General features: G+C 71.8%; 21 protein-coding genes. 15 read left to right on the forward strand and 6 right to left on the reverse strand.

Features of this window, described 5'->3' with window-relative positions; genetic code table 11:
- Positions 1-29: 29 nt before the first annotated feature.
- Complete coding sequence (locus tag AC1VWI_RS34560; protein WP_499514948.1) at positions 30-632, reverse strand: TetR/AcrR family transcriptional regulator; 603 nt, start codon at positions 630-632, stop codon at positions 30-32.
- Positions 633-847: 215 nt separating this feature from the next.
- Between AC1VWI_RS34560 and frc the strand changes: the two genes are divergently transcribed.
- From frc to AC1VWI_RS34575, 3 genes are all read left to right on the forward strand, one after another.
- The gene (gene frc / locus AC1VWI_RS34565; protein WP_499514949.1) at positions 848-2,077 is read left to right on the forward strand and encodes a formyl-CoA transferase; all 1,230 of its coding nucleotides are present in this window, start codon (positions 848-850) and stop codon (positions 2,075-2,077) included.
- Positions 2,078-2,367: 290 nt separating this feature from the next.
- Complete coding sequence (locus tag AC1VWI_RS34570; protein ID WP_499514950.1) at positions 2,368-2,919, forward strand: beta-class carbonic anhydrase; 552 nt, start codon at positions 2,368-2,370, stop codon at positions 2,917-2,919.
- A 221-nt stretch (positions 2,920-3,140) separates the two neighbouring features.
- Positions 3,141-3,950 carry an acyl-CoA dehydrogenase family protein gene (locus AC1VWI_RS34575; protein ID WP_499514951.1) on the forward strand — a complete coding sequence of 270 codons (810 nt, stop codon included), beginning with the start codon at positions 3,141-3,143 and terminating at the stop codon, positions 3,948-3,950.
- On the opposite strand, the gene AC1VWI_RS34580 is transcribed toward AC1VWI_RS34575, so the two are convergent.
- Positions 3,908-4,597, reverse strand: coding sequence for a GntR family transcriptional regulator (locus AC1VWI_RS34580; protein WP_499514952.1), 690 nt, complete (start codon positions 4,595-4,597; stop codon positions 3,908-3,910). The two genes, AC1VWI_RS34575 and AC1VWI_RS34580, sit on opposite strands and share 43 nt — an antisense overlap.
- Positions 4,598-4,747: 150 nt before the next feature.
- Between AC1VWI_RS34580 and AC1VWI_RS34585 the strand changes: the two genes are divergently transcribed.
- The 10 genes from AC1VWI_RS34585 to AC1VWI_RS34630 all read left to right on the forward strand — a co-directional run bounded on the left by AC1VWI_RS34585 (position 4,748) and on the right by AC1VWI_RS34630 (position 16,919).
- Positions 4,748-5,371 carry an NAD(P)H-dependent oxidoreductase subunit E gene (locus AC1VWI_RS34585; RefSeq protein ID WP_499514953.1) on the forward strand — a complete coding sequence of 208 codons (624 nt, stop codon included), beginning with the start codon at positions 4,748-4,750 and terminating at the stop codon, positions 5,369-5,371.
- Positions 5,371-6,984 (forward strand): formate dehydrogenase beta subunit, encoded by a 1,614-nt coding sequence (locus tag AC1VWI_RS34590; RefSeq protein ID WP_499516983.1) that lies wholly within the window; start codon positions 5,371-5,373, stop codon positions 6,982-6,984. Before AC1VWI_RS34585 ends, AC1VWI_RS34590 begins: the two co-directional genes overlap by 1 nt.
- Positions 6,981-9,821 (forward strand): formate dehydrogenase subunit alpha, encoded by a 2,841-nt coding sequence (gene fdhF / locus AC1VWI_RS34595; protein WP_499514954.1) that lies wholly within the window; start codon positions 6,981-6,983, stop codon positions 9,819-9,821. The genes AC1VWI_RS34590 and fdhF overlap by 4 nt, the downstream gene beginning before the upstream one ends.
- A gap of 31 nt (positions 9,822-9,852) precedes the next feature.
- Entirely contained in the window at positions 9,853-10,035 is a 183-nt protein-coding gene (locus AC1VWI_RS34600; RefSeq protein WP_499514955.1) for a formate dehydrogenase subunit delta, read from the forward strand.
- A gap of 353 nt (positions 10,036-10,388) precedes the next feature.
- The gene (locus AC1VWI_RS34605) at positions 10,389-10,592 is read left to right on the forward strand and encodes a cold-shock protein (RefSeq protein ID WP_319137404.1); all 204 of its coding nucleotides are present in this window, start codon (positions 10,389-10,391) and stop codon (positions 10,590-10,592) included.
- Positions 10,593-10,678: 86 nt separating this feature from the next.
- Complete coding sequence (locus AC1VWI_RS34610; protein WP_499514956.1) at positions 10,679-12,310, forward strand: DEAD/DEAH box helicase; 1,632 nt, start codon at positions 10,679-10,681, stop codon at positions 12,308-12,310.
- A gap of 109 nt (positions 12,311-12,419) precedes the next feature.
- A complete protein-coding gene (locus AC1VWI_RS34615; RefSeq protein WP_499514957.1) occupies positions 12,420-13,061 on the forward strand; it encodes a PadR family transcriptional regulator in 642 nt (213 codons plus the stop codon).
- Positions 13,062-13,144: 83 nt separating this feature from the next.
- A complete protein-coding gene (locus AC1VWI_RS34620) occupies positions 13,145-14,101 on the forward strand; it encodes an ATP-binding cassette domain-containing protein (protein ID WP_499514958.1) in 957 nt (318 codons plus the stop codon).
- A gap of 71 nt (positions 14,102-14,172) precedes the next feature.
- Positions 14,173-14,901 carry an ABC transporter permease gene (locus AC1VWI_RS34625; protein WP_499516984.1) on the forward strand — a complete coding sequence of 243 codons (729 nt, stop codon included), beginning with the start codon at positions 14,173-14,175 and terminating at the stop codon, positions 14,899-14,901.
- Between the two features lie 599 nt (positions 14,902-15,500).
- Complete coding sequence (locus AC1VWI_RS34630; RefSeq protein WP_499514959.1) at positions 15,501-16,919, forward strand: OFA family MFS transporter; 1,419 nt, start codon at positions 15,501-15,503, stop codon at positions 16,917-16,919.
- 261 nt (positions 16,920-17,180) lie between these two features.
- Here AC1VWI_RS34630 and AC1VWI_RS34635 read toward each other — a convergent pair whose 3' ends face one another.
- From AC1VWI_RS34635 to AC1VWI_RS34645, 3 genes are all read right to left on the reverse strand, one after another.
- On the reverse strand, positions 17,181-17,876 hold the full coding sequence (locus tag AC1VWI_RS34635) for a GntR family transcriptional regulator (RefSeq protein ID WP_499514960.1): 696 nt from the start codon (positions 17,874-17,876) through the stop codon (positions 17,181-17,183).
- Positions 17,877-18,073: 197 nt separating this feature from the next.
- Entirely contained in the window at positions 18,074-19,546 is a 1,473-nt protein-coding gene (pntB, locus tag AC1VWI_RS34640) for a Re/Si-specific NAD(P)(+) transhydrogenase subunit beta (RefSeq protein ID WP_499514961.1), read from the reverse strand.
- Between the two features lie 6 nt (positions 19,547-19,552).
- Positions 19,553-21,103, reverse strand: coding sequence for a Re/Si-specific NAD(P)(+) transhydrogenase subunit alpha (locus tag AC1VWI_RS34645; protein WP_499514962.1), 1,551 nt, complete (start codon positions 21,101-21,103; stop codon positions 19,553-19,555).
- 328 nt (positions 21,104-21,431) lie between these two features.
- Here AC1VWI_RS34645 and AC1VWI_RS34650 point away from each other — a divergent pair, with 328 nt between their 5' ends.
- A complete protein-coding gene (locus tag AC1VWI_RS34650; protein WP_499514963.1) occupies positions 21,432-22,445 on the forward strand; it encodes a 2-dehydropantoate 2-reductase in 1,014 nt (337 codons plus the stop codon).
- A 328-nt stretch (positions 22,446-22,773) separates the two neighbouring features.
- Positions 22,774-23,706 carry a LysR family transcriptional regulator gene (locus AC1VWI_RS34655; protein ID WP_499514964.1) on the forward strand — a complete coding sequence of 311 codons (933 nt, stop codon included), beginning with the start codon at positions 22,774-22,776 and terminating at the stop codon, positions 23,704-23,706.
- Here the strand turns inward: AC1VWI_RS34655 and AC1VWI_RS34660 are convergent.
- On the reverse strand, positions 23,699-25,333 hold the full coding sequence (locus tag AC1VWI_RS34660; protein WP_499514965.1) for a FadD7 family fatty acid--CoA ligase: 1,635 nt from the start codon (positions 25,331-25,333) through the stop codon (positions 23,699-23,701). The two genes, AC1VWI_RS34655 and AC1VWI_RS34660, sit on opposite strands and share 8 nt — an antisense overlap.
- Positions 25,334-25,346 lie beyond the last annotated feature (13 nt).

The raw sequence follows: 25,346 nt of genomic DNA on the forward strand, positions 1-25,346 counted from the left end.
CGCCCCGGCCCGCCGTGCGCGGCGCGGTGTCAGGACGCTGCCGCATCGGGCCAGAGCGCGCGGAGCGCGTCGGGAACCCCCTCGACGGCCTCGGAGTCACCCATGGCCAGGTGGAGGATGTAGCCGGGCAGCGTGCACAGGAGCGTGGCGCCGATCGCCTCGGGGGAGGCCTCACGCGTCAGGGTGCCGCTCTGCTGGTGTTCCCGGACGACCTCGGTGAGGGCGGAGCGCATCTGGGCCAGCAGGTCGTTGAACTGCTCGGCCAGTGAGGGGTTCCGCAGGGATTCGGACCAGGCCAGCACGGACAGCCCGGCGATGTTCTGCTCGGCCGTCTTGGCCTTCACGATGTCGAAGACACCGGCCATCAGGTCCCCGACGGAGCTGGTGGGCCGCTGCTCGGCGACACCGTGGACCATCGTCAGGACGTCACGCATGCTCTCCTCGACGATGGCCGTGATCATCTCGTTCTTGCTGGCGAAGTGCCGGTACACCGCGCCCGCCGAGAGGCCCGACTCCGCGAAGAGGTCCTGCATGGACGTGGAGTGGAACCCGTCCCGCAGGAAGCAGCGGCGCGCCGCGTCCAGGATCTGCCTGCGGCGGGCCTCCATGTACTCCTGCGTGACCTTCGGCATGGATTCATCCTTCGATTAAAAAACGAATCTTCATGTTAATTTAACACGGTGACCGTGGGTCATCCATAGGGAGCGCGGGGGAAATCTTTGCCCTCCTTCTCTGGACATCCACCGTGCGGGCCGCAACCATGGTTACTCCATACGGTATGCAATCTGCAGTATGGGATCCCGACGCACCACTCCCGACCCGTCGTTGGACTTGTGAGGTGGCCGTTGTGACCAAGGCACTCGAAGGTGTGCGCGTCCTGGATATGACGCATGTGCAGTCGGGTCCGTCGGCGACGCAGTTGCTGGCGTGGCTGGGTGCGGACGTGGTGAAGCTGGAGGCCCCGGGGGGTGACATCACGCGGCGTCAGTTGCGGGACGTGCCGGGGGTGGACAGCTTGTACTTCACGATGCTGAACGCGAACAAGCGGAGCATCACGCTGAACACCAAGACCCCGCGCGGGCGGGAGATCCTGACCGAGCTGATCGCGCGCAGTGATGTGATGGTGGAGAACTTCGGGCCGGGCGCGGTGGACCGGATGGGGTTCACCTGGGAGCGGATCCAGGAGATCAACCCGCGGATCGTGTACGCCTCCATCAAGGGCTTCGGGGACGGCCCCTACACCGCGTTCAAGGCGTATGAGGTCGTCGCGCAGGCGATGGGCGGGTCGATGGCCACCACCGGCTTCGAAGGCGGTCCGCCCATGGCCACCGGCGCCCAGATCGGCGACTCCGGCACCGGGGTCCACGCCGTCGCCGGGATCCTGGCCGCCCTGTACCAGCGCACCCACACCGGCCGCGGACAACGCGTACAGGTCGCCATGCAGCACGCGGTGCTCAACCTGTGCCGGGTCAAACTCCGCGACCAGCAGCGCCTGGCCCACGGACCACTGGCGGAGTACCCCAACGAGGACTTCACCGACGAAGTCCCCCGCTCCGGCAACGCCTCCGGCGGCGGACAGCCCGGCTGGGCGGTCAAATGCGCCCCCGGCGGCCCCAACGACTACGTCTACGTCATCGTGCAGCCCGTCGGCTGGCAACCCCTGGCCGAACTCATCGGCCACCCCGAACTCGCCACCGACCCCGAATGGGCCACCCCCGAAGCCCGGCTGCCCAAACTCGCCAAGATGTTCCAGCTCATCGAGGAATGGACCACCACCCTGCCCAAATGGCAGGTCCTGGAAGAACTCAACACCCACAACATCCCGTGCGGGCCCATCCTGTCCACCAAGGAGATCATCGACGACGCCAGCCTCAAGGCCAACGACATCGTCGTCGAAGTCGACCACCCCGAACGCGGCACCTACACCACCGTCGGCAACCCCCTCAAACTCTCCGACTCACCCACCACCATCCACCGCTCACCCCTCCTCGGCGAACACAACCACGACATCTACACCACCGAACTCGGCATCCACGAGGACGAGTTGCCGGGGCTCAAAGCACTGGGAGTGATCTGACATGACCGCGGACCACGCGCGCCGTTCCACCGGCAGTGACACGACCCGGCGGTGCGCCCCGCCGCCGTACGGACGGCGCCCGGTGTGCGGCTCGCCGGCGCCGCGGACCCCGCCGCCGTACCGGGGCCGGTGCGCGGTGCGGTCCGGCCTGCGTTGATACACCCCGTCTATCGACCGCCGGGCGGACACGGGAGCGGCAGGAGCCGCCGTGGTCCGCCCCGGACCGGCAGCCCGCGTGGATGATCGGAGCACGTGGACGGCCGCACCAGAAAAGGAGCGCACCGGAAGTCATGACGACGTCAACGTACGGTTCCGCACAGCCCGGCGGCAGCGCCCCGGGCGGGGAGACGGTCATCGACCGCCTCGTGGAGTCCAACCGCAAGTACGCCGCCGGGTTCACCGACCCGGGCATGGGCGCCCGGCCCGTGCTCCAGGTGGCCGTGGTGGCCTGCATGGACGCCCGGATCGACCTGCACGCCGCCCTCGGCCTGGAACTGGGCGACTGCCACACCATCCGCAACGCCGGCGGTGTGGTCACCGACGACACCATCCGTTCGCTGACCATCAGCCAGCGCGCCCTGAAGACCCGCAGCGTGATACTGATCCACCACACCGGCTGCGGTCTGCAGACCCTCACCGAGGACTTCCGCCACGAGCTGGAGCTGGAGGTCGGCCAGCGCCCCGCCTGGGCGGTGGAGGCGTTCCAGGACGTCGACCAGGACGTCCGGCAGTCGATGCAGCGGGTGCGCACGTCCCCGTTCCTGCCCCACACCGACGACGTCCGGGGGTTCGTCTTCGACGTCACGACGGGGCTGCTGCGGGAGATCGACCCGCGCCCCTGAACCACCCGGGGCACCCAAGCCCCCACCAGGACCTGCGCGCGGACCGGCGGACGGCAACCTGCCGGGAGACGCGGGACGGCTGCTCCCGGCGGCTGGTCCGCGCGCACGCCGGCGGGGCGGCCGGCCCGCACGCACCCGCGTGCCCGGCCGCCCCGTCCGTCGGCGTGCCCACATCCGCTGCCTGACGGCAGATCAGCAACCGTTCCCGAGGGGGTCACCTCGTGTCGTACCGCAACGCCTTCTCCCGTGTCCTGAGCGACGTCATCGCGCCCCGTGCCGAGCGGACCGGCCGGGAGGGGAGCTTCCCGCGCGGCGCGGTGAGCGCCCTGGGCGAGGCGGGGCTGCTCGGGCTGACCGTCTCCGCCGACCTGGGCGGCGGTGGCCGGGGTCCGGCCGAGGCCGCCGAGGTCGTCGCGCGGATCGCCGGGACCTGCCCGGTGACCGCGGCCGTTCTGCAGTCCCACTACGCGGCGGTCGCCGTGATCGAGGCGTGCGGGAGCCGCTGGGTGCGCGGCGAGACGGCCGCCGGACGCCACCTCAGCAGCCTCGCCCTGGCGGACGGTACGGACGGCGCGTACGGCGCCGCGGGCGCGACCGCCACCCGCTCGGGAGAGGTCGTCGCCCTGCGCGGCCGCAAGCGCGAGGTGGTCGCGGCGGGGGAGGCCGACAGCTACGTCTGGTCGTCGCTGCCGCTGGCCGCCGGGGACGGGCTGACCCTGTGGCTGGTGCCCGCGCACGCGCCCGACCTGTTCGTCCCGGCCCGGCCGGACGGAGGCGGACCGCACGGCAGTGCCACCTCCACGGTCCTGGCCGACCCGGTCCTCGTCCCCGCCGACGCGATGCTCGGGGAGGACGGTGCGGGCCGCGAGGTCGTGCTGCGCACCGTGCTGCCGTGGCTGCGCGAACTACGCGACGCCCTGGGCTCCTCGGCCGTCCACCCCTCGGTCGAGGCCGCGGACGTGGCCGCGTCGGCGGCGGGCCGGGCGGCTCAGCTCAGCGCCGTCGCCCCCGCCGCGACCGCCTTGCGGTAGTCGCCGGTGCGCTCGGTGTGCTTGCGCATGATCTCGCCGGCGCGGTCGCCGTCGCCCTTGGCGATGGCCTTGATGAGCTGGGCGTGCTCGTTCCAGGCGTCCTTGCCGCGGGGCTTGGCGATGGGGGTGTAGTACCACCGCACCTTCCGGCTCACCTGCGAGATCAGCTCGGCCAGCACGGCGTTGGCGGCGATGGACGTGATGAAGGAGTGCAGCGCCGTGTTGGCCGTGACCAGGCGCTCCACGTCGCCTCCGGCGAGCGCCTCGACGCCCTCCTTCTGCAGCTCCCAGAGGCGTTCGACGTCCTCGGGCTTGGCGTTCTCGGCGGCGAGCCGGGCCGAGTACGTCTCCAGCACCGAGCGGACGCCGAGCAGCTGGGCGGCCTCCTCCTCGGTGGGGGAGTGCACGAAGGCGCCCTGGGCGGGGCGCAGGTCGACCCAGCCGTCGGTCTGCAGGCGCTGCAGTGCCTCGCGCACCGGCTGGCGGGAGACCCCGAGGTGGTCGGCGAGTTCGGCCTCGACCAGGTGCTGGCCCGGTGTGAGGGAGCCGTTGATGATCAGTTCGATCAGGGCGTCGTACACGGCCTGGCGCAGTGGTGCGGGGCGGGCGACCCGGCGGGTCGCCGCGGCCGTCAGGGCCTCACGCATGGTTCCCCCGTTCTGCCACCGAGCCTGTGGGCCGACGGCTGTGCACTGGTGGCCGCCGTGAGGGTCGCCGGCGGCGGGAACGGTCAGTATACAGGTTTTGGTATGCAACATGCCTTTCGGTCGCGACAAGGCGCGCCCGGGTGCCGGGACTTGGGAAAGTCCTGGCTGCAGGATTCTGTATGCAGAAGTTTGTATGCGGTATCGTCGCCGTGTACTGCCGGCACCGTCGGGAAGGCGAAGCGGCTCTGTGACGATCCCGCGCCCGAACTCCTCGACCTGGCGAAGGCGGAGTGGTCAATGACGATCGGCGGGAGTGACATGACGGTCGAAGACGTGGTCCGGACGGTTGTGGCTGATCATCGGGATCAGCGCGGTGCGCTGATCCCGGTACTGCACGCCCTGCAGGCCGAGTTGGGCTGCGTGCCGAAAGAGGCGATACCGGTGCTCGCCGACGAGTTCAACCTCTCCAGGGCGGACGTCCATGGAGTGGTGACCTTCTACCACGACTTCCGCCGTGAGCCGGCCGGACGGACCACGGTGCGCATCTGCCGCGCCGAGGCGTGCCAGGCCCTCGGGTCCGACGCGCTGGTGGGCTACGCGCGGGAAGCGGGACTGGCCCTGGGGGAGACGACCCCGGACGGTTCGGTCACCGTCGAGCAGGTCTTCTGCCTCGGCAACTGCGCCCTGGGGCCGGCGGTCGAGGTGAACGGCCGGTTGTACGGACGAGTGGGCACGGCCCGGTTGGGCTCCATCCTCAAGGGGACGGTGGCATGATGAAGGATTCTTCCGACTCCACGGTGACGGTCTACGTCCCGCGTGACTCGGCGGCCAGATCGGTCGGCGCGGACGAGGTGGCGGACGCGCTGCGGCGCGTCGCGGCGGAGCGGGAGGCGCCCGTCGAGGTGGTGCGCAACGGCTCCCGCGGCATGCTGTGGCTGGAGCCGCTGGTCGAGGTGGTCACCCCGGTCGGCCGCGTCGGCTACGGTCCGGTGGCCCCCGCGGACGTCGAGGGACTGCTGGCGGCGGGCATGCTCGAAGGCGCCGACCACCCGCTGCGCCTCGGCGTCGTCGACGAACTGCCCTGGCTGGCCCGCCAGACGCGGGTCACCTTCTCCCGGGTCGGGGTGACCGACCCCCTCTCGCCGGAGGACTACCTGCGCCACGGCGGCCTGGCCGGACTGCGCACCGCCCTCGGCATGGCCCCCGCCGACGTCGTCACGGAGGTCACCGACTCCGGACTGCGCGGCCGCGGCGGCGCCGGCTTCCCGGCCGGCATCAAGTGGAAGACCGTCATGGACTGTGCCGACGAACTCAAGTTCGTCTGCTGCAACGCCGACGAGGGCGACAGCGGCACCTTCGCCGACCGCATGGTCATGGAGGGCGACCCCTTCATGCTCATCGAGGGCATGACGATCGCCGCGCACGCCGTCGGCGCCCGCGAGGGCTACTTCTACATCCGCTCCGAGTACCCCGACGCGGTGGCCACGATGCGCGCGGCGATCGGCATCGCGCGCGAGCAGGGATGGCTCGGCGAGGGCATCCTCGGGTCCCCGCTCGACTTCGACCTGCACGTACGCGTCGGCGCCGGCGCGTACATCTGCGGCGAGGAGACCTCCATGCTGGAGAGCCTGGAGGGCAAGCGCGGCACCGTCCGGGCCAAGCCGCCGATCCCCGCCATCGAGGGGCTGTTCGGCAAGCCGACGGTTGTGAACAACGTCCTCACCCTCGCCACGGTGCCGGTCATCCTCGCCGAGGGCGCCAAGGCGTACCGGGAACTCGGCGTGGAGCGCTCGCGCGGCACCCAGGTGTTCCAGCTCGGCGGCAACATCGCCCGCGGCGGGATCGTGGAGACCGCCTTCGGCGTCACGCTGCGCGAGCTGGTCGAGGAGTACGGCGGCGGCACCTTCTCCGGGCGGCCGGTCCGCACGGTGCAGGTCGGCGGGCCGCTCGGCGCCTACCTGCCGACGTCGATGTTCGACCTGCCGATGGACTACGAGGCGTTCGCCGAGGCGGGCGCCATGCTGGGCCACGGCGGCGTCGTCGTCTTCGACGAGAGCGTCGACATGGCCGCCCAGGCGCGGTTCGCGATGGAGTTCTGCGCCGAGGAGTCCTGCGGCAAGTGCACGCCCTGCCGGGTGGGATCGGTCCGCGGCGTCGAGGTGATCGACAAGATCGTGGCCGGTCAGCAGCGGGACGAGAACCTGGCCCTGCTCGAGGACCTGTGCGAGCTGATGACCGACGGCTCCCTGTGCGCGATGGGCGGGCTCACGCCGATGCCCGTGCGCAGCGCCATCGCGCACTTCCCCGACGACTTCCTCGCCCGCGACCCCGGCCGGGCGATCCCACGCACGCACGCCCATGGAGGAAGGACGGAGGGCACGGCATGACACTCCTGAAGGAACCCGACTTCGGCACACCGGAGCGCCCCGGCGCGGCGACGGTCGCGGTGGAAGTGGACGGGATGCCGGTGACCGTGCCGGAGGGCACGTCGGTGATGCGCGCCGCCGCGCTCGCCGGCATCGACATCCCCAAGCTCTGCGCCACCGACAGCCTGGAGCCCTTCGGCTCCTGCCGGCTGTGCGTGGTGGAGATCGACGGCCGGCGGGGCACCCCGGCGTCCTGCACCACGCCGGTGGCGGACGGGATGAGCGTGCGGACCCAGACCCCCAAGGTGGAGAAGCTCCGCCAGGGCGTCATGGAGCTGTACATCTCCGACCACCCGCTGGACTGCCTGACCTGCCCGGCCAACGGCGACTGCGAGCTGCAGGACATGGCCGGCGTGGTCGGGCTGCGGCAGGTCCGCTACGGCTACGAGGGCGCGAACCACCTCGACGCCGAGAAGGACACCTCCAACCCCTACTTCGACTTCGACGCGTCCAAGTGCATCGCCTGCTCGCGCTGCGTCCGCGCCTGCGGCGAGGTGCAGGGCACCTTCGCGCTGACCATCGAGGGGCGCGGCTTCGACTCCAAGGTCTCCGCCGGCGCCGGCGAGAGCTTCATGGACTCCGAGTGCGTCTCCTGCGGGGCCTGCGTGCAGGCCTGCCCGACCTCCACGCTCCAGGAGAAGTCGGTGGTCGAACTCGGCATGCCCACCCGCTCGGTGGTCACCACCTGCGCGTACTGCGGCGTCGGCTGCTCCTTCAAGGCCGAGCTGCGCGGCGACGAGCTGGTGCGGATGGTGCCGTACAAGGACGGCGGCGCCAACGAGGGCCACTCCTGCGTGAAGGGCCGCTTCGCCTTCGGCTACGCCAGCCACCCCGACCGGGTGCTGAAGCCCATGGTCCGCGAGAAGATCACCGACCCGTGGCGCGAGGTCGAGTGGGACGAGGCGATCGGCACGGTCGCCCGCCGGATGCGCGCGCTCCAGCAGAGTTACGGGTCGGGCGCGATCGGCGCCATCACCTCCTCGCGGTGCACGAACGAAGAGGTGTACGTCGTCCAGAAGATGGTGCGCGCCGCCTTCGGCAACAACAACGTCGACACCTGCGCCCGGGTCTGCCACTCCCCGACGGGGTACGGGCTCAAGCAGACCTTCGGCGAGTCGGCCGGTACCCAGGACTTCCGGTCCGTCGCCGAGGCCGACGTCATCATGGTGATCGGCGCCAACCCCACGGACGGGCATCCGGTGTTCGCCTCGCGGATGAAGCGCCGGCTGCGCGAGGGCGCCAAGCTCATCGTCGTCGACCCGCGCCGCATCGACCTGGTGCGCTCCCCGCACGTCCAGGCCGAACACCACCTGCAGCTGCGGCCCAGCACCAACGTGGCCGTCGTGAACGCCATGGCGCACGTGGTGGTCACCGAGGGCCTGGTCGACCGGGCCTTCGTGGACGCGCGGTGCGAGGACTTCGACGAGTGGGAGGAGTTCATCGCCCGCCCGGAGAACAGCCCGGAGGCCGTGGAGGAGCTCACCGGCGTGCCGGCCGGGGAACTGCGCGCGGCGGCACGGCTGTACGCGCAGGCCCCGAACGGCGCCATCTACTACGGTCTGGGCGTCACCGAGCACAGCCAGGGTTCCACCATGGTGATGGGCATGGCCAACCTGGCCATGGCCTGCGGCAACCTCGGCCGCGACGGCGTCGGGGTGAACCCGCTGCGCGGCCAGAACAACGTCCAGGGCTCCTGCGACATGGGTTCGTTCCCGCACGAGCTGCCCGGCTACCGGCACGTCTCCGACGACGCCGTGCGCACCGTGTTCGAGAACCTCTGGGGCGGCACGATCCTCGCCGAGCCCGGGCTGCGCATCCCGAACATGTTCGACGCGGCCATCGACGGGACGTTCCGCGGCCTGTTCGTGCACGGCGAGGACATCGCCCAGTCCGACCCCAACCTCAAGCACGTCACCGCCGCGCTGGAGGCAATGGAACTGGTCGTCGTCCAGGACCTGTTCCTCAACGAGACGGCGAAGTTCGCGCACGTCTTCCTGCCCGGCGCGTCCTTCCTGGAGAAGGACGGCACCTTCACCAACGCCGAGCGCCGCATCAACCGGGTGCGCGCGGTGATGAAGCCGAAGACGGGCAAGCACGAGTGGCAGATCGTCTCCGAGATCGCCACCGCCATGGGCCATCCCATGGCGTACGACCACCCCGGTCAGATCATGGACGAGATCGCGCAGGTCACGCCGACCTTCACCGGTGTGTCCTTCCAGCTGCTGGACAAGCTGGGCAGCGTCCAGTGGCCGTGCAACGAGGAGGCCCCCGAGGGCACGCCCATCATGCACGTGGACGAGTTCGTGCGGGGCAAGGGCCGGTTCGTGGTCACCACCTTCGTGCCGACCGCCGAGCGCAGCACCCGGCGCTTCCCGCTGATCCTGACCACGGGACGGATCCTCAGCCAGTACAACGTGGGCGCGCAGACCCGCCGTACCGGCAACGTCGCCTGGCACCCGGAGGACGTGCTGGAGCTGCACCCCCACGACGCCGAGGTCCGCGGCATCGTGGACGGCGACACGGTGACCCTGGCGAGCCGGGTGGGGGAGACGACGCTGAAGGCCGAGATCTCCGACCGGATGCCGCCCGGGGTCGTGTACACCACCTTCCACCACCCGGTGACCGGGGCGAACGTGGTGACCACGGAGAACTCCGACTGGGCGACCAACTGCCCCGAGTACAAGGTGACCGCCGTGCAGGTGGGGCTCGCCCGCCCGCGGCGGGCCGACGGCGCGGAACACGACCGGGACCGGGGCCAGGAGCGTGACAGGGACCAGCTGCTGACGGTGGTGGACTGAGGTGGCCGGCGCAGTGCCGGCGGAGCGCCGGATGGCCAACGACATCGCGGCCAACCTCGTCCATCTGCCGGGCGACCGGGCGGCCGAGGCCGTCGCGGGGCACATCGGCAGGTTCTGGGACCCGCGCATGCGCACCCGTCTCCTCGACTTCGTCGACGCCGGGGCGGAGGGGCTGGACCCCTTGGTGGTCGAGGCGGTGAAGCTGCTGCGCTGACGACGCGGAATCCCGGCCGGTCCCGGCCGGCCGGGATCCGGGACACCGGGGGAGGGCGGGGACGTGTCCCCGCGCCCCCGGGCGGGGGCGTGCCGAGCCTCCGGGAGAGGGACGGGTGGGCGCTTCACGCTGCCGCGTGGACGCGTCGTGACCGACGGTGCCCGCACGCCGTCCCGTCCCTGCCGCCGCCCTGCGCTCCGTCGTCCGGGGCACGGTCTGTGCTAAGGTGTCCTGGTTGCAGTTGTGGTACCCATGAAACCTATGTGCGCCTGACGGAATTCATCTCCCGCAGGCGCATTATTTGTTCTCCGGCATTCCCCGGATGGGCCCTCTGCCTACTGAAGGAGAATGTCATGGCACAGGGAACCGTGAAGTGGTTCAACGCCGAAAAGGGTTTCGGCTTCATCGAGCAGGACGGCGGCGGCCCCGACGTCTTCGCCCACTACTCGAACATCGCCACCCAGGGCTTCCGTGAGCTCCTGGAGGGCCAGCGGGTCACCTTCGACGTCACGCAGGGCCAGAAGGGCCCGCAGGCGGAGAACATCGTCCCCGCCTGATCGCCGGACGCGTACCTGCTCACCGGGGTCCGCACCGTCATGGTGCGGACCCCGGTTTGCGCTGCTCCAGGAAGGCAAATATCCGCATGTCCCGCAGGCCCCAGAAATCGAATCGGCGCGCGCCGTCGTCCGCACCGTCCGCATCGTCGCCGAGAGAATTCCGGCTGCCGGAAAGCACGACACCCGCACTTCCCGCCGTCGAGGACTTCGCCGCTCTCGACATGCCCGCGGGGCTGCTGAAGACCCTCACCGCCCAGGGGGTGACCACCCCCTTCCCCATCCAGGCCGCGACGCTGCCCAACTCGCTGGCCGGCCGTGACCTGCTGGGACGGGGCCGCACCGGCTCGGGCAAGACCCTCGCCTTCGGACTGGCGCTGCTGGCCCGTACGGCCGGACTGCGCGCGGAGCCCAAGGCACCCCTCGCCCTGGTGCTGGTGCCCACCCGTGAACTCGCCCAGCAGGTGACGGACGCGCTGACCCCGTACGCGACGGCGGTGAACCTCCGCATGGCCACCGTGGTCGGCGGGCTGTCCATGACCAAGCAGGCCGCCACGCTCCGGCGCGGCGTCGAGGTGCTCGTGGCCACCCCCGGCAGGCTGAACGACCTGGTGGAGCACGGCGACTGCGTGCTCGGCAGCGTGGGCATCACGGTGCTGGACGAGGCCGACCAGATGACGGACATGGGCTTCCTGCCGCAGATCACCAGGCTGATCGAGCGCGTGCGGCCCGACGGGCAGCGGATGCTCTTCTCGGCCACCCTGGACGGCAACATCGACCGCTTGGTGCAGCGGTTCCTGACCGACCCCGTGGTGCACTCCGTGGACCCGTCCGCGGGGGCGGTGACCACCATGGAGCACCACGTGCTCCACGTCCTGGACGAGACCGACAAGAAGGCCGTCACCACGCGCATCGCGGCACGCGACGGCCGGGTCATCCTCTTCCTCGACACCAAGCGGTCCGCCGACCGGCTCGCCAAGCGGCTGCTGGCCGTCGGTGTCCGCGCGGCGGCGCTGCACGGGGGCCGCTCCCAGCCGCAGCGCAACCGCACCCTGGAGCAGTTCAAGAACGGCCAGGTCACCGCGCTGGTCGCCACGAACGTCGCGGCCCGCGGCATACACATCGACGACCTCGACCTCGTCGTGAACGTCGATCCCCCCATGGACCACAAGGACTACGTCCACCGGGGCGGCCGCACGGCCCGCGCCGGCGGCTCCGGCAGCGTGGTCACCCTGGTCCTGCCCGACCAGAAGCGGGACGTGACCCGGCTCATGTCGGACGCGGGCATCCGCCCCCGGACGGCCCGCATCACCTCGAGCGACGCGCAACTGGCGACCATCACCGGCGCCCGGGAGCCGTCCGGCGTGGCCGTCACCATCGAGGTGCCCCAGCCGCCGGCCGCGCCGAAGGCGTCCCGCCAGAAGAACGGCACCGAGAACGGCGGGCGGCCCGCTCGCCGGCGCCGCAGCGGCGGCGGAGCCGGGGCGGCGGCAGGTGCCGCCACCGGGACCGGTGCTCGCGGTGGCGCCCGCCGGGCGGACGCGCGCGGGACGACGGGTGCCGCAGGGAGTTCGGGCGGCCGGGGAGCCGACCGCCGGGGAGCGGCGGGCGCGGCTTCCGGTACCGGTTCCGGTACGGGGACCCGCGGCTCCGGGCGGCGGCCGGTGGCCGGCACCGAGGGCCGGGGCGGCCGGAGCGGCCGCCGCAACCCCGCGGGCTGACCGGACGAGGGGCGTACACCCGGGCCCGGCACCGGACCGGCACCCGCTGCGGCACGGCGGTGCCGGGGCGCGTGCGGGGCCCGGGGCCGTCCGGCCTAACCTGGACGGCATGTCAGCGATCCGTCTCCTCGTCCTGGGCGCGGTCCGCCAGCACGGGCGGGCCCACGGCTACCAGGTGCGCAACGACCTGGAGTACTGGGGCGCGCACGAGTGGTCCAACGCCAAGCCCGGCTCGATCTACCACGCCCTGAAGCAGATGGCGAAGCAGGGGCTGCTGCACGCCCACGAGGTCGCCCCGTCGACGGCGGGCGGCCCGCCCCGCACCGAGTACGAGATCACGGACACCGGGACCGAGGAGTTCCTGCGCCTCCTGCACGAGGCGCTGGTCGCCTACGACCAGAAGATGGACCTCCAGTCCGCGGCCATCGGCTTCATCGTCGACCTGCGCCGGGACGAGGCGCTGGACCTGCTGAGGGAGCGGATCCGCAGGATCGAGGAGTGGCGGGCCGCCGTCACCGAGCACTACGTCCCCGAGGACGGCCCCGGTCAGCTCGGCCACATCGGCGAGATCATGAACCTCTGGGTGCACACGGCCGACTCCGACGCCGCGTGGACCCGTGGGCTCGTCGAGCGGATCGAGGGCGGCGCGTACACCTTCGCCGGGGAGGGCGAGCCCTTCGTGGGCGTGCTCGCACAGGGCGAGGAGAACCCGTACGCGACGGGCGAACCCCATCCCGGGGACGAGCACTAGTCACATTTGACGAATGGATTCCGCGCCCGCTACTTTGCGTCAGTAGTCAAGTTTGACTAGCTGATCAGTGGGGGGAGCGGCCCATGACCGACGCAGCCATCACCGTCGAGGGGGCGTACAAGAAGTACGGCGACAAACCGGCGCTGGACGGGCTCGACCTGCTGGTCGCGCGCGGCACCGTGCACGGGGTGCTCGGCCCCAACGGCGCGGGCAAGACGACCCTGGTCCGGATCCTGTCCACCCTGCTCCGGCCGGACCGCGGCCGCGTCGAGGTGGCCGGGCACGACGTGGTGACCGAGGCCCGGGAGGTGCGGTTCCGCATCGGCCTGCTCGGGCAGCACGCGGCCCTGGACGAGCAACTCGGCGGCCGCCAGAACCTGGAGATGTTCGCGCGCCTGCACCATCTCGGCGCCCGCCGGGCGCGCGAGCGCGCCGGCGAACTGCTCGGGCGCTTCGGCCTCGCGGACACCGGACGCAAGGCGGTCCGGCAGTACAGCGGCGGCATGCGGCGCCGCCTCGACCTCGCCGCGTCCCTCGTGACCGATCCCGAGGTGCTGTTCCTCGACGAGCCGACGACCGGACTCGACCCCCGTGGCCGCGCCGAGGTGTGGGCCTCGGTCCGTTCCCTGGCCGACGGCGGTACGACGGTCCTGCTCACCACCCAGTACCTGGAGGAGGCCGACCAGCTCGCCGACCGCATCTCGGTCGTCGACCACGGCCGGGTGATCGCCGACGGCACCGCGGACGAACTCAAGGCCCGTACGGGTGGCGACCGCATCGACGTGGTCCTGCGCGACGCCGGCCAACTGGACGCGGCCAGGGCACTGCTGCCCGCGACCGGGGGCGAGGTGTCGGTGGACGTCGACCGGCGGCTGCTCAGCGCCCCGGTCACCGACCGCATGGCGGCGCTCGCCGGGGTCGTCCGCGCCCTGGAGTCGGCCGGCATCGAGGCGGAGGACATCGCCCTGCGCCGTCCGACGCTCGACGAGGTGTTCCTGCACCTCACCGGAGGGAACCACCCCACGAAGGAGGCCGCGTGAGCGCCACGTACACCACCCGGGGCCCGGTCCGGCCCGCGCGGGGATCCCACGTCCTCACCGACTGCTGGACCATGACCCGCCGCGAACTCGCCCACTGGGCCCGGCAACCGGTCCAGGTGCTGGTCGGCCTCCTCTTCCCGGTGATGCTGCTGCTGATGTTCGGCTACCTCGTCGGCGGCGGCCGCGGCATCACGGGCGACTACCTCGGCTACCTCGTCCCCGGCATGCTCGCGCTCACCATGGCCTTCGGCCTGGAGGGCACGATGCTCGCGGTCACCCAGGACCTCAACAAGGGCGTGATCGACCGTTTCCGGTCGATGCCGATGGCGGGCGGCGCGGTCCTGGTGGGCCGTTCCGCCGCCGACATGCTCCAGTCGGCCGTCGGCCTGGCCGTCCTGACCGGGGTCGGCCACGCGCTCGGCTGGCGCACGCACGGCGGGGCCGCCGCCTTCCTCGGCGCGGTCGGCCTCCTGCTGCTCTTCCGCTTCGCGATGCTGTGGATCGGCATCCACCTGGCGCTGGTCGCGGGGAAGCCGGAGCTGGTGCAGACCGTGCAGATCCTGGTCTGGCCGGTGGGCTTCCTGTCCAACGCCTTCGCCACGCCCGACTCCATGCCCGGCTGGCTGGGCACGGCGGTCCAGTGGAACCCGATGTCCCGGACGGCGACGGCGGTACGCGACCTGTTCGGCGGTCCCGGTGGCGAACCCGGCCACGTCTGGGCGGCCGTGGCTTGGCCGTTGGCCCTGCTGGCGGTGTTCCTGCCGCTGGCGGTACGGAGGTTCGGGCGCCTGAGCGCGTAGCGGTGGCGGTCCCGGGGCGGCAGGCCGCCCCGGGACGCCCCGGCGCGGTTTTTACGCGCTCGTGGCCTTCCTTGCCGGCCCTTTACCCGCACCTCGCGCGTCCGGCGGTGCGGAGGCATCAGGTGCCGCAGGCAACCATTCGGCGGGCGGCCGGACTTACCTCTGTGACCAGGGGCAACGCGCCCCGGAGCGGCCGGAGTCGGCCGTCCGAGCGGGTGCGGAGCGGGCTCCACCGGTTGGTAATGCACTGGTCAATCTTCCCGTCATCCCCTGGACACCCCGATTCGACGGTCCATACCGTATGCAATCTCCAGTATGGAGAATCGCGCTGACCAGCTGAATGTTCGTTCCGACACCCCCTGAGCACGGCCGTTTTGGCGTGCCCGGGGTCGTACCACGTCGTACCACCGTGTCACCCGACTGCGCGCTGTCAAGATCCGGGTTTGCCGCCCCGGATCGACCTCAGCTGCCCGGACGGCGTACCACCGGGCCCGGCCATGCCGGGCCGAGCCGCAGGGATGGTCCGCTCCACCCCTCCGCATGAAGAGAAGGGCCCAGGGGGCGCACGCCAGGTTCTTTTCACGCAAGGGAAGGCACCGATGTCAGTAACACCGCACGTGGTTCCCGGGCAGTACCGGGAGGTCAGCGACGCGAACGGCCGCGTCTACCGGGTCGGGGAGACCGACCGCTCCCTCCTGGGGAGGCCCCGAGCCTGGATGGTCTGGCTCCCCTGGATTGCGATGATGGGCGTCAGCGTCTACGAGTACGGCTACAGCTCCGCGGAGGCGGTGCTCGAGCACGCTCACGGATGGACCCTGACCGAGACGTTCTGGATCGCCAGCATCTGGGCGGTCTTCCAGGCGGGCGTCGCGTTCCCCGCGGGACGGCTGCGGGAGACCGGGGTCCTGCCGGCCAGGACGGCGATGCTCGCCGGAGCGGTCTTCTCCGGACTGGGCTTCCTGGCGCTCTCGCACCTGAGCAACCCTTACGTGGTGATCGCCGGTTACTCGGTGCTGGGCGGCACGGGCGCCGGCCTGGTGTACGCGACCTGCATCAACATGGTCGGCAAGTGGTACCCCGACAACAAGGGCGCCCGCACCGGGTTCGTGAACGGTGGCTTCGCCTACGGAACCCTGCCGCTCATCTTCGTCTTCAACTACTGGTTCCACCCGTCCAACTACAAGATGGTCCTCGACCTGATCGCCCTGGGCATGGTGCTGGTCGTCGCCTTCTGCGGCATGTTCTTCCGCGACCCGCCGAAGAGCTGGTGGCCGCACGACGTCGACCCGTTGAACCGGGGCGTGAGCGAGGACGCGCGGCGGGTGGCCAAGCGACTGGCCAAGAACCCGCCCGCCAAGGGCCAGTTCACCCCGATGGAGGCGATCAGGACCGGGCAGCTGCCGCTGATGTGGTTCGCCCTGGTCTGCATCGGCGGCGTGTCGCTGTTCGGCATCAACTTCCAGGTCCCGTTCGCCAAGAGCCTGGGCTTCGGCCCGCTGGTCGCGGCCTCCTCGGCGGGTGTGCTCGCCGTGGTCAACGGTGTCGGCCGGGCCATCGTGGGCTGGCTCTCGGACTACCTGGGCCGGCGTCAGACACTGGGCCTGGTCCTGGTGGTGGCGGGGCTGGCGCAGTTCGGCGTGCTGTGGTCGGGCCAGGCGCACAACGAACCCCTGTTCCTGTTCTTCGCGTTCCTCAACGGTTTCGGCGGCGGGGCGTTCTACCCGCTGTTCGCCGCGCTCACGCCGGACTACTTCGGTGAGAACAACAACGCACAGAACTACGGACTGGTCTACAGCGCCAAGCTGGTCGGCGGTGTCGGCGGCGGCGGTGTGGCGGCCGGGGTGGTCGCCGCCTGGGGCTACGCCGGGGCGTACTACCTGGCCGGAGGTATCGCCTTCCTCTCCGCGCTGATCACGGTGTTCCTGCGGCAGCCCGGCGCCCCGCGCCGGAGCGGCGACGGGAGCCCGGTGGCCGAGGTGGACGGCCGTACCCCTACTCCCGCCGAGGCGACCACCTGACGGTCGCGGTACCGGGGCTCCGCGAGGAGCTCCCCACAGATCGTGCGCGGGCGATGTCGTCCGGCCCGGGGCGGCGGCAGTCCCGGACCGGGTGCCCGTGTCACGGAGGCGGGGCCGGCCGGTGGGGCGCGCCCCCTGCTCCGTCCGGCCCCGCCCGTCCCTCCCGTACTCCCCGCACATCCCGCACTCCCTGTTCCCCCCCCTCGACGGCGGTCCGGGTGCCCATGCACCCGGACCGTCGGGCGTTCCCGGCGCCGGGCCTCAGGCCCTTCCGGCGTCGACGGCGGCGGCGATCTGCCGGCAGTAGAAGTCGGTGGTGTTGCGGGTGTGGCGGCGCATCAGTTCCTCGGAACGCTCCGCGTCGCCCAGGGCGATGGCCTCGATGATGGTGGCGTGCTCGTTCCAGGCGTCCCGGCCGCGGGGCCGGGCGATGGGCATGTAGTACCAGCGCACCCGCCGGTCGACCTGGAGGATCAGCTCGCCGAGCACCTGGTTGCGGGACAGCTCGGTGATGAAGCCGTGCAGTGCGGCGTTGGCCTCGACGATCCCGCGGGCGTCGTCCGCCGCCAGGGCGGCGATGCCGGCGTCCTGCAGTTCCCACAGGTGTGCCACGTCCGCGTCCGTGGCGTGCAGCGCGGCGCCGTGCGCGGAGTGGGTCTCCAGCACGGCGCGGACGCTGAGGAGCTGGGTGGCCTCCTCCTGCGTGGGGGAGTGGACGAAGGCGCCCTGGGCGGGGCGCAGGTCGACCCAGCCGTCGGTCTGCAGCCGTTGCAGCGCCTCGCGCACCGGCTGGCGGCTGACGCCGAGGTGGTCGGCGAGTTCGGCCTCGACCAGGTGCTGGCCCGGTCTCAGGGTGCCGTTGACGATCAGGTCGATCAGGGCCTCGTAGACGGCCTGGCGCAACGGTGCCGGCCGGGTGACCCGGACGACGGCGGCCGCGGTGCTTGTCTCGCGCATGAGCCCCCCTGTCGGCTGAGTTCTTTGCACAATGCCAAGAATACAGATTTCGGTATGCAATTCAGCCGCAGGAAGGAACAAGGCTCGGCCGGACATCGGCCGTCGGCGTGCGGCCCGCGGTGGAGCACCGGCGGCACGGCCGACGGGGCGGGGGAAGCCGCGCTTCCCCCGCCCCACCGCCGTGGGTGGAACACCGGTCAGGCAGGGGCGGGCTGCTGGTCGGTGCGCAGGCCCTGCGCCGCCGCGGACGCGGGGTCGGGCGTACTCAGTGAGCGCAGGATGGCGTCCACGCTCTCCTTGGCGTCGCCGAAGAGCATGCGGCTGTTCTCGCGGAAGAACAGCGGGTTCTGCACCCCCGCGTATCCCGAGGACATGGACCGCTTGAAGACGACCACGTTCTCCGCCTCCCACACCCGCAGCACCGGCATGCCGGCGATGGGGCTGGACGGGTCCTCCTCCGCCGCCGGGTTGACGGTGTCGTTGGCGCCGATCACCAGCACCACCGTGGTGGCGCCGAAGTCGTCGTTGATCTCGTCCATCTCCAGCACGACGTCGTACGGCACCCGGGCCTCGGCGAGCAGCACGTTCATGTGCCCGGGCAGCCGGCCGGCCACCGGGTGGACGCCGAAGCGGACCTCGACACCGCGCCGCCGCAGCGCCTGGGTCAGCTCCGCCACCGGGTGCTGCGCCTGGGCCACCGCCATGCCGTAGCCGGGGGTGATGATCACCGACGTGGCGTTCTCCAGGAGTTCGGCCGTCTCCTGCGCGGAGGTCTCGCGGTGCTCGCCCTGTTCGGCGTCGCCGCCCGTCGGTGCCGGGGCGCCGAAGCCTCCGGCGATCACCGAGAGGAAGGACCGGTTCATCGCCTTGCACATGACGTACGACAGGTAGGCACCGGAGGAGCCGACGAGCGCGCCGGTGACGATGAGCAGGTTGTTGTTGAGCAGGAAGCCCGCCGCGGCCGCGGCCCAGCCCGAGTAGCTGTTGAGCATCGAGACGACGACCGGCATGTCACCGCCGCCGATCGAGACGACCAGGTGCCAGCCGAGCGCGAGCGCCAGGGCGGTGACGGCGATCATCAGGCCGAGGTCCGGGCTCACCGTGAACCACACCGTCAGGGCTACGAAGGCGGCCAGCGCCCCGAGGTTGAGGGCGTTCTTGCCGGGCAGTGTCAGCGGACGGGAGTTGATCCGCGCCGACAGCTTCAGGTAGGCGACGATGGATCCGGTGAAGGTGACCGCGCCGATGAAGATGCCGATGAACACCTCCGCGTGGTGGATGCCGAGCAGGTCGCCGGCGATCCGGGTCTGCGCGGCGCCGTGCGCCTCCACCTCGTAGTAGCTGTTCCAGCCGACCAGCACCGCGGCCAGGCCGACGAGGCTGTGCAGGACGGCGATGAGCTCGGGCATCTGGGTCATCTCGACCCGGCGCGCCCGCCACAGGCCGATGGCACCGCCGACGACCGTGGCGGCGACGATCAGCACGACGGAGGTGCCGGGGATGTCCTGCGCCGCGGCGACGACGGTGGCGACCAGCGCCAGCGCCATGCCGCCGATGCCGTACGCCACCCCGGCGCGGGAGGTGCGGTGTTGCGAGAGTCCGGCCAGGCTGAAGATGAACAGCAGCGCGGCGACGATGTCGGCGGCCTGGGCGGCCGTGGTTGCGTTCATCGATCCTCAGCCCTTCGAGAACATGCCGAGCATACGGCGGGTGACGGCGAATCCTCCGAAGATGTTCACGGTGGTCAACATGATCGCCACGACCGACATCACGGTGACGGCCGGTCCGGCGTGGCCTATCTGCAGCAGTGCTCCGACCACCACGATCCCCGAGATGGCGTTGGTGACCGACATCAGCGGGGTGTGCAGGGCGTGGTGGACCTTTCCGATCACGTAGTAACCGATGACGACGGCCAGCGCGAACACCGTGAAGTTGCCCACGAGCTGGGCAGGGGAGAAGGCGACCAACAAGAACATCGCGAGCATGCCGGAGGCGATCAGGCCGTAGCGCGCGGCCGGTGAGAGCCGGGGCTCCTTCGGCGCGGGCGCCGGCGCGGTCGCCACCGGCGCCGGTGCCTGCCCGGCGGGCGCCGCCGACACCTGGACGGGCGGTGGCGGCCAGGTCTTCTCGCCCTCCCGCACCACCGTGACGGCCCGCTGCACGACGTCGTCGAAGTCGAGCGTCAGCCGCCCGTCCTTGCCCGGCGTCAGCAACTTGAGCAGGTTGACGAGGTTGGTCCCGTACAACTGCGAGGCCTGGGCGGGCAGCCGGCCCGCAAGATCGGTGTAGCCGATGATCGTCACGTCGTTGTCGGTGACGATCGCCTTCCCGCTGACCGTGCCCTCGACGTTGCCGCCCTGCGCGGCGGCCATGTCGACGATGACGCTGCCGGGCTTCATCGACGCCACGTCGGCCGCCGTGATCAGCCGGGGGGCCGGGCGGCCGGGGATCAGCGCGGTGGTGATGATGATGTCGACGTCCGCGGCCTGCTCGCTGTAGATCTCCGCGGCACGCCGGTCGTACGCCTGCGAGGTCGCCTTGGCGTAGCCGTCGCCGCTCGCCTCCTGCTCCACCTCGACGGCGAGGAACTCGCCGCCCAGGGAACGGACCTGGTCGGCGACCTCGGCCCGCGGGTCGGTGGCCCGCACCACCGCGCCGAGGCTGCCGGCCGCCCCGATCGCGGCCAGACCCGCCACGCCCGCGCCGGCCACCAGGACCTTCGCCGGCGGCACCTTGCCCGCCGCGGTGACCTGACCGGTGAAGAAGCGCCCGAAGACGTGGGCCGCCTCGATCACCGCCCGGTACCCGGCGATGTTCGCCATCGAGCTGAGCACGTCCATCGACTGGGCCCGGGAGATGCGCGGGACGGCGTCCAGCGCCAGGACGGTGATCGGCCGTGCCGCCAGTTGCCCGACCAGGTCGGGGCTGTGGGCCGGGGCGATCAGCCCGATCAGGGTCGCGCCTTCGCGCAGCTTCCCGATCTCCTCGTGCGAGGGGGCGTTGACCTTCAGGACCACGTCCGCCTGCCAGGCGTCGCCGATCCGCGCGCCCGCCTCGGCGTAGGCCTCGTCGGGGAAGCCGGAGGCCGCTCCGGCCTCGGACTCCACGACGACCTCGTAGCCGAGGCCGAGGAGCCGGCGGACGCTGTCCGGTGTGGCCGCCACCCGCGTCTCCCCGGCGGTGGACTCGGTGACGACACCGATCTGCTGTGGGGGTGAATCAGACATCGCTCTCCTTTTCCGTCGCTACCGACTGACGTCACTGCGTCGTCAGCCGGGCCGTCGTCCGCACTGCGTGCTCCCCGGCCTCGTGGTGCGGCCGTGCGTGCCCGGGACCGCGTGTGCGGCGAAGCGTTCCCCCGCTGCGTGCTCGATCAACCTGTCCGGAGCGTGTGTGACCCGGTTCATGGTCCCGGGCGACGCCGGGGACCTCCGCCGCGGCGCCGGGCGGGACCCTGTTCGGTTCCGGGCGCGCGACTTTGCGTGAGGGGACTGTACATCCCAAGAGAGTACTGCATACAGTATTCACTCCCCCTTCGAATGGAGAGGAGTCGCCGTGAAAATCGCAGTCCTCGGAGCCGGTGCGATCGGCGCTTACGTGGGCGCGGCACTGCACCGTGGTGGCGCGGACGTCCACCTGATCGCCCGGGGTGAGCATCTTCAGGCGATACGCGCCCACGGAGTCCGGGTGAACAGCCCGCGCGGTGACTTCGTGGCCAAGCCCCACGCCACGGACGACCCCAAGGAGATCGGCCCCGTCGACTACGTCTTCCTGGGCCTGAAGGCACACTCCTACGCGACCTCGGGACCGCTGATCTCCCCGTTGCTCGACGACAGGACCGCGGTGGTGGCCGGTCAGAACGGCATTCCCTGGTGGTACTTCCACGAGCTGGCCGGCCCCTACGAGGGGCGGCGGATCGAGGCGGTCGACCCCGGCGGCGCCACCAGCGCGGTGCTGGCGCCGGAACGCGCCATCGGCTGCGTCGTCTACCCCGCGACGGTCATCGAGGCCCCCGGGGTCATCCGGCATCTGGAGGGCACCCGGTTCTCCATCGGCGAACCGGGCGGCGGCGTCTCCGACCGGTGCACGCAGCTGAGCGAGGCCATGATCGCCGGCGGCCTCAAGTGCCCGGTGGAGCCCAACCTGCGCGACGACATCTGGATCAAGCTGATGGGCAACGTCGCCTTCAACCCGATCAGCGCCCTCACCAGGGCGACCATGGTCGACATCTGCAAGCACCCGCACACCCGGCGGCTGGTCGCCCAGCTCATGGAGGAGACCCTCGACATCGCGGCCAGGGTCGGCAGCACCCCCGACATCTCCATCGAGAAGCGGCTTCGGGGCGCCGAGGGGGTGGGACACCACAAGACCTCGATGCTCCAGGACCTCGAGGCCGGCAAGCAGCTGGAACTCGACGCCATCGTCACGGCCGTCGTGGAGATGGCCGACATCTCCGGCGCGGACGCCCCCAACCTGCGCGCGGTCCACGCCGCGACCGACCTGCTGGCGCGCGGCGTCACCGCGGACCGGGACAGCGGGGCCGTCGCGCGCAAACCCGTCCCCGCCTGACCCGTCCCCCGCGTATCCGAACCCGAGACACCCGCGGATCGCCGGTCCACCGCCGGACGACCGCCGCAGTACCTCCGGAGCCCGGTCCCGTCGCGGCGGCGACGGGACCGGGCCCCGGACAGGGGCCCGCACCGGCTTGGCGGGCACGAACGAGGGCCGTGATCCGGCTCGGTAGGCTGTGCCCGGTCACACCGCAACCAGCTCGTCCGCCGTCGGCCGCCCGGGGCCGTTCCCGATCCCGGGAGCGCCGGTCCACCGGCACCGACGGCGTTGCGACTCCAGCAGGAAGTGCCGGCGCGGCCGCGGCCCAGGCAGAGAGGAGTCGTTCATGCTGTTCCGTCAGCTGGAGTACTTCGTGGCGGTCGCCAGGGAGCGGCACTTCGCCCGGGCGGCGGAGTCCTGCTACGTCTCGCAGCCCGCGCTCTCGGCGGCGATAGCCAAGCTGGAGCGGGAGCTGAACGTCACGCTGATCAACCGCGGGCACAACTACCAAGGCCTGACCCCGGAGGGCGAACGGCTGGTGGTCTGGGCCAAACGCATCCTCGCCGAGCAGGAGGCCTTCAAGGCCGAGGTGGCCGCCGTCCAGTCGGGCATCACCGGCACCCTGCGGCTGGGCACCGAGCCCACCGCGTCCACCACCCTGGTGCTGCCCGTCGCCGCGTTCTGCGCGGCCCACCCGCTGGCCAAGGTCCAGGTCCGCTCCCGGCTGTCGACCACCGAACTCCACCGCCAGCTGCTCGCGTTCGAGCTGGACGCCGCGATCGCGCACTTCGCCCCGCACGACCGGGAGAACCTGCAGGTGATGCCGCTGTACGAGGAGCGGTACATGCTCCTCGCCTCCAGCGACCAGCTGCTGCCGCAGACCGACACCATGAAGTGGGCGGACGCGGCCACGATGCCGCTCGCCCTGCTGACCCCCGACATGAGGATCCGCCAGGTCATCGACGACGCGTTCGCCGAGAGCGGGGTCGTGGTGACCCCGCAGGTCGAGACGGACTCGGTGGCCGCCCTCTACGCCAGCGTGGGCGCCGGCGCGTGCGCGAGCATCGTCCCGCACACCTGGCTGCGCGCGATGCCGCCGCTCGGCCGGATGCGGGCCGTGCGCCTCGTCGAACCGGACGCCAGGGCGCAGGTCTCCGTCGCGATCCACGCGGCGACCCCGGGGTCGGTCGCGGCGCGGGCGTTCATGACCGCAGCGGCCGGGCTGTCGCTGGACGAGTTCTTCGACGAGCCGCTGCCCGCGGAGCACCGCGTCAGGTGAGCCCGGGCCATACGGCGCCCTCCGCGTACAGGACGTCCACCGCCGCCCGGTCAAGACCGCCCTTCGCCGTGTGCGGGAGCGAGGCGACGACCCGGATCCGGTCGGGGATCTCGAACGGGGCCAGCCGGGCGCGGCAGTACCGGCGGATCTCCTCGGCCCCGGGCACCTCCGCCCCCGGCGCCTCCGCCCCGCCCAGGACCACTGCCGCGCCGACCCGCTGCCCGTACGTCGCGTCGGGCACGGCGAACACGGCGGCCTCGGCCACCCCCGGACACCCGGCGAGGACGTCCTCGACGTGCTCGGGCACGACCTTCTCGCCCCCGCGGATGATGAGGTTCTTCAGGCGGCCGGTCAGGAACAGGTGGCCGTCCTCGTCGAGCGCGCCCAGGTCGCCGGTGCGGAACCAGCCGTCGGCGAAGCCGTGTGCGGTCTCGGCGGGGTTGCCCAGGTAACCGCGGGCCACCGTGGGACCGTGCACCCACACCTCGCCCTCGCCGCCGGGCGGGCACGGCTTCCCGTCCGGGTCCAGGACCCGCAGCTCGATCCCGGCCGGCCGGCCGACCGAACCGTGCTTGAGCGCCCCGTACTGCGGCAGCGGCTCGCTCGTCGCCTGGTGCGCGGACTCGGTCATGCCGTACGCCGACAGCAGCGGCGCGCCCAGGGTGCGCTCGAGCGCCCGCTGGGTGGCCGTGTTGAGGGGCGCGCTGGAACTGCGCAGGAACCGCAAGCCCGGCACCTGCGGGCCCGTGAGGTCCGTCGCCGCCCGCTCCAGGAGCAGCTCGTGGACGGTGGGGACCGCGGTGAACCACGTGGCGCCCGCCGCCCGCATGTCGTCCCAGAAGGTGTGCGCCGAGAACCGCCCGCGCGCGGGCAGCAGCACGCAGCCCCCGCTCGCCAGCGTGGCAAGCAGCGTGGCGAACAGCCCGTGCCCGTGGAAGAACGGCATCGCCGCGACCGTCGCGTCTCCCGGCACCAGTTCGTAGGTGGCGCACACGCCGCGGACCGAGGCGGCCACGTTGCCGTGCGTCAGCGGGACCATCTTCGCCCGGTCGGTGGTCCCCGCGGTGAACAGCACCAGGGCGTCGTGCGCGGTCAGTTCGCCGGACGCGCCCCGCGCGGCGGCCGGCGCGCCCTCGCCCGTTGCGAGCACGGCCGCCGCCGTCCCGGCGGGGGAGAGGTCCACCCGCAGCGCCCAGGCCGGGATACCGGGCCCCACGGCCGCCGGCGGGGCGCCCCCCGCGGTCGGGCCCAGCAGGACGGCCCGCACCCCCAGCGCCTCCAGCCGGGCCGTCATCTGCGGCTCGGGCAGCGCGGGGTCCACGGGGGCCACCACCAGCCCGGCCCGCGCCCCGCCCAGCATCGCCACGACGAACTCCACGGTGTTGGCGCCGACGAGGCCGACCGGGTCCCCGGGGCGCAGCCCCGCCGAGGTCAGGCGCGCGGCGACCGCGTCGGCCAGCTCGTCCAGGGCGCGGTAGGAGACCTCCGCGCGGTCCGCGCCGGCGATCAGCGCCGGTGCCTGCGGACGCCCCCGGGCGTGCCGGTCGAGGAGATCGGTCAGGCCCGTGACCGCGGGCGGCCGGTAACGGTCGGGGTCGCGCACGGATGCAGCGGCCGGAACGGCCATGGCCGCACCTCCT

Source organism: Streptomyces sp. TOM-9 (genome assembly GCF_056858595.1).

Excerpts from the sequence above, each read along its gene's own strand:
- AC1VWI_RS34655 (WP_499514964.1), top strand. The coding sequence starts at position 22,774 with ATGCTGTTCCGTCAGCTGGAGTACTTCGTGGCGGTCGCCAGGGAGCGG.
- AC1VWI_RS34635 (WP_499514960.1), bottom strand. The coding sequence starts at position 17,876 with ATGCGCGAGACAAGCACCGCGGCCGCCGTCGTCCGGGTCACCCGGCCG.
- AC1VWI_RS34615 (WP_499514957.1), top strand. The coding sequence starts at position 12,420 with ATGTCAGCGATCCGTCTCCTCGTCCTGGGCGCGGTCCGCCAGCACGGG.
- fdhF (WP_499514954.1), top strand. The coding sequence starts at position 6,981 with ATGACACTCCTGAAGGAACCCGACTTCGGCACACCGGAGCGCCCCGGC.
- pntB (WP_499514961.1), bottom strand. The coding sequence starts at position 19,546 with ATGAACGCAACCACGGCCGCCCAGGCCGCCGACATCGTCGCCGCGCTG.
- AC1VWI_RS34605 (WP_319137404.1), top strand. The coding sequence starts at position 10,389 with ATGGCACAGGGAACCGTGAAGTGGTTCAACGCCGAAAAGGGTTTCGGC.
- AC1VWI_RS34570 (WP_499514950.1), top strand. The coding sequence starts at position 2,368 with ATGACGACGTCAACGTACGGTTCCGCACAGCCCGGCGGCAGCGCCCCG.
- AC1VWI_RS34660 (WP_499514965.1), bottom strand. The coding sequence starts at position 25,333 with ATGGCCGTTCCGGCCGCTGCATCCGTGCGCGACCCCGACCGTTACCGG.
- AC1VWI_RS34620 (WP_499514958.1), top strand. The coding sequence starts at position 13,145 with ATGACCGACGCAGCCATCACCGTCGAGGGGGCGTACAAGAAGTACGGC.
- AC1VWI_RS34560 (WP_499514948.1), bottom strand. The coding sequence starts at position 632 with ATGCCGAAGGTCACGCAGGAGTACATGGAGGCCCGCCGCAGGCAGATC.
- AC1VWI_RS34630 (WP_499514959.1), top strand. The coding sequence starts at position 15,501 with ATGTCAGTAACACCGCACGTGGTTCCCGGGCAGTACCGGGAGGTCAGC.
- AC1VWI_RS34610 (WP_499514956.1), top strand. The coding sequence starts at position 10,679 with ATGTCCCGCAGGCCCCAGAAATCGAATCGGCGCGCGCCGTCGTCCGCA.
- AC1VWI_RS34645 (WP_499514962.1), bottom strand. The coding sequence starts at position 21,103 with ATGTCTGATTCACCCCCACAGCAGATCGGTGTCGTCACCGAGTCCACC.
- AC1VWI_RS34590 (WP_499516983.1), top strand. The coding sequence starts at position 5,371 with ATGAAGGATTCTTCCGACTCCACGGTGACGGTCTACGTCCCGCGTGAC.
- AC1VWI_RS34600 (WP_499514955.1), top strand. The coding sequence starts at position 9,853 with ATGGCCAACGACATCGCGGCCAACCTCGTCCATCTGCCGGGCGACCGG.
- AC1VWI_RS34625 (WP_499516984.1), top strand. The coding sequence starts at position 14,173 with ATGACCCGCCGCGAACTCGCCCACTGGGCCCGGCAACCGGTCCAGGTG.
- AC1VWI_RS34580 (WP_499514952.1), bottom strand. The coding sequence starts at position 4,597 with ATGCGTGAGGCCCTGACGGCCGCGGCGACCCGCCGGGTCGCCCGCCCC.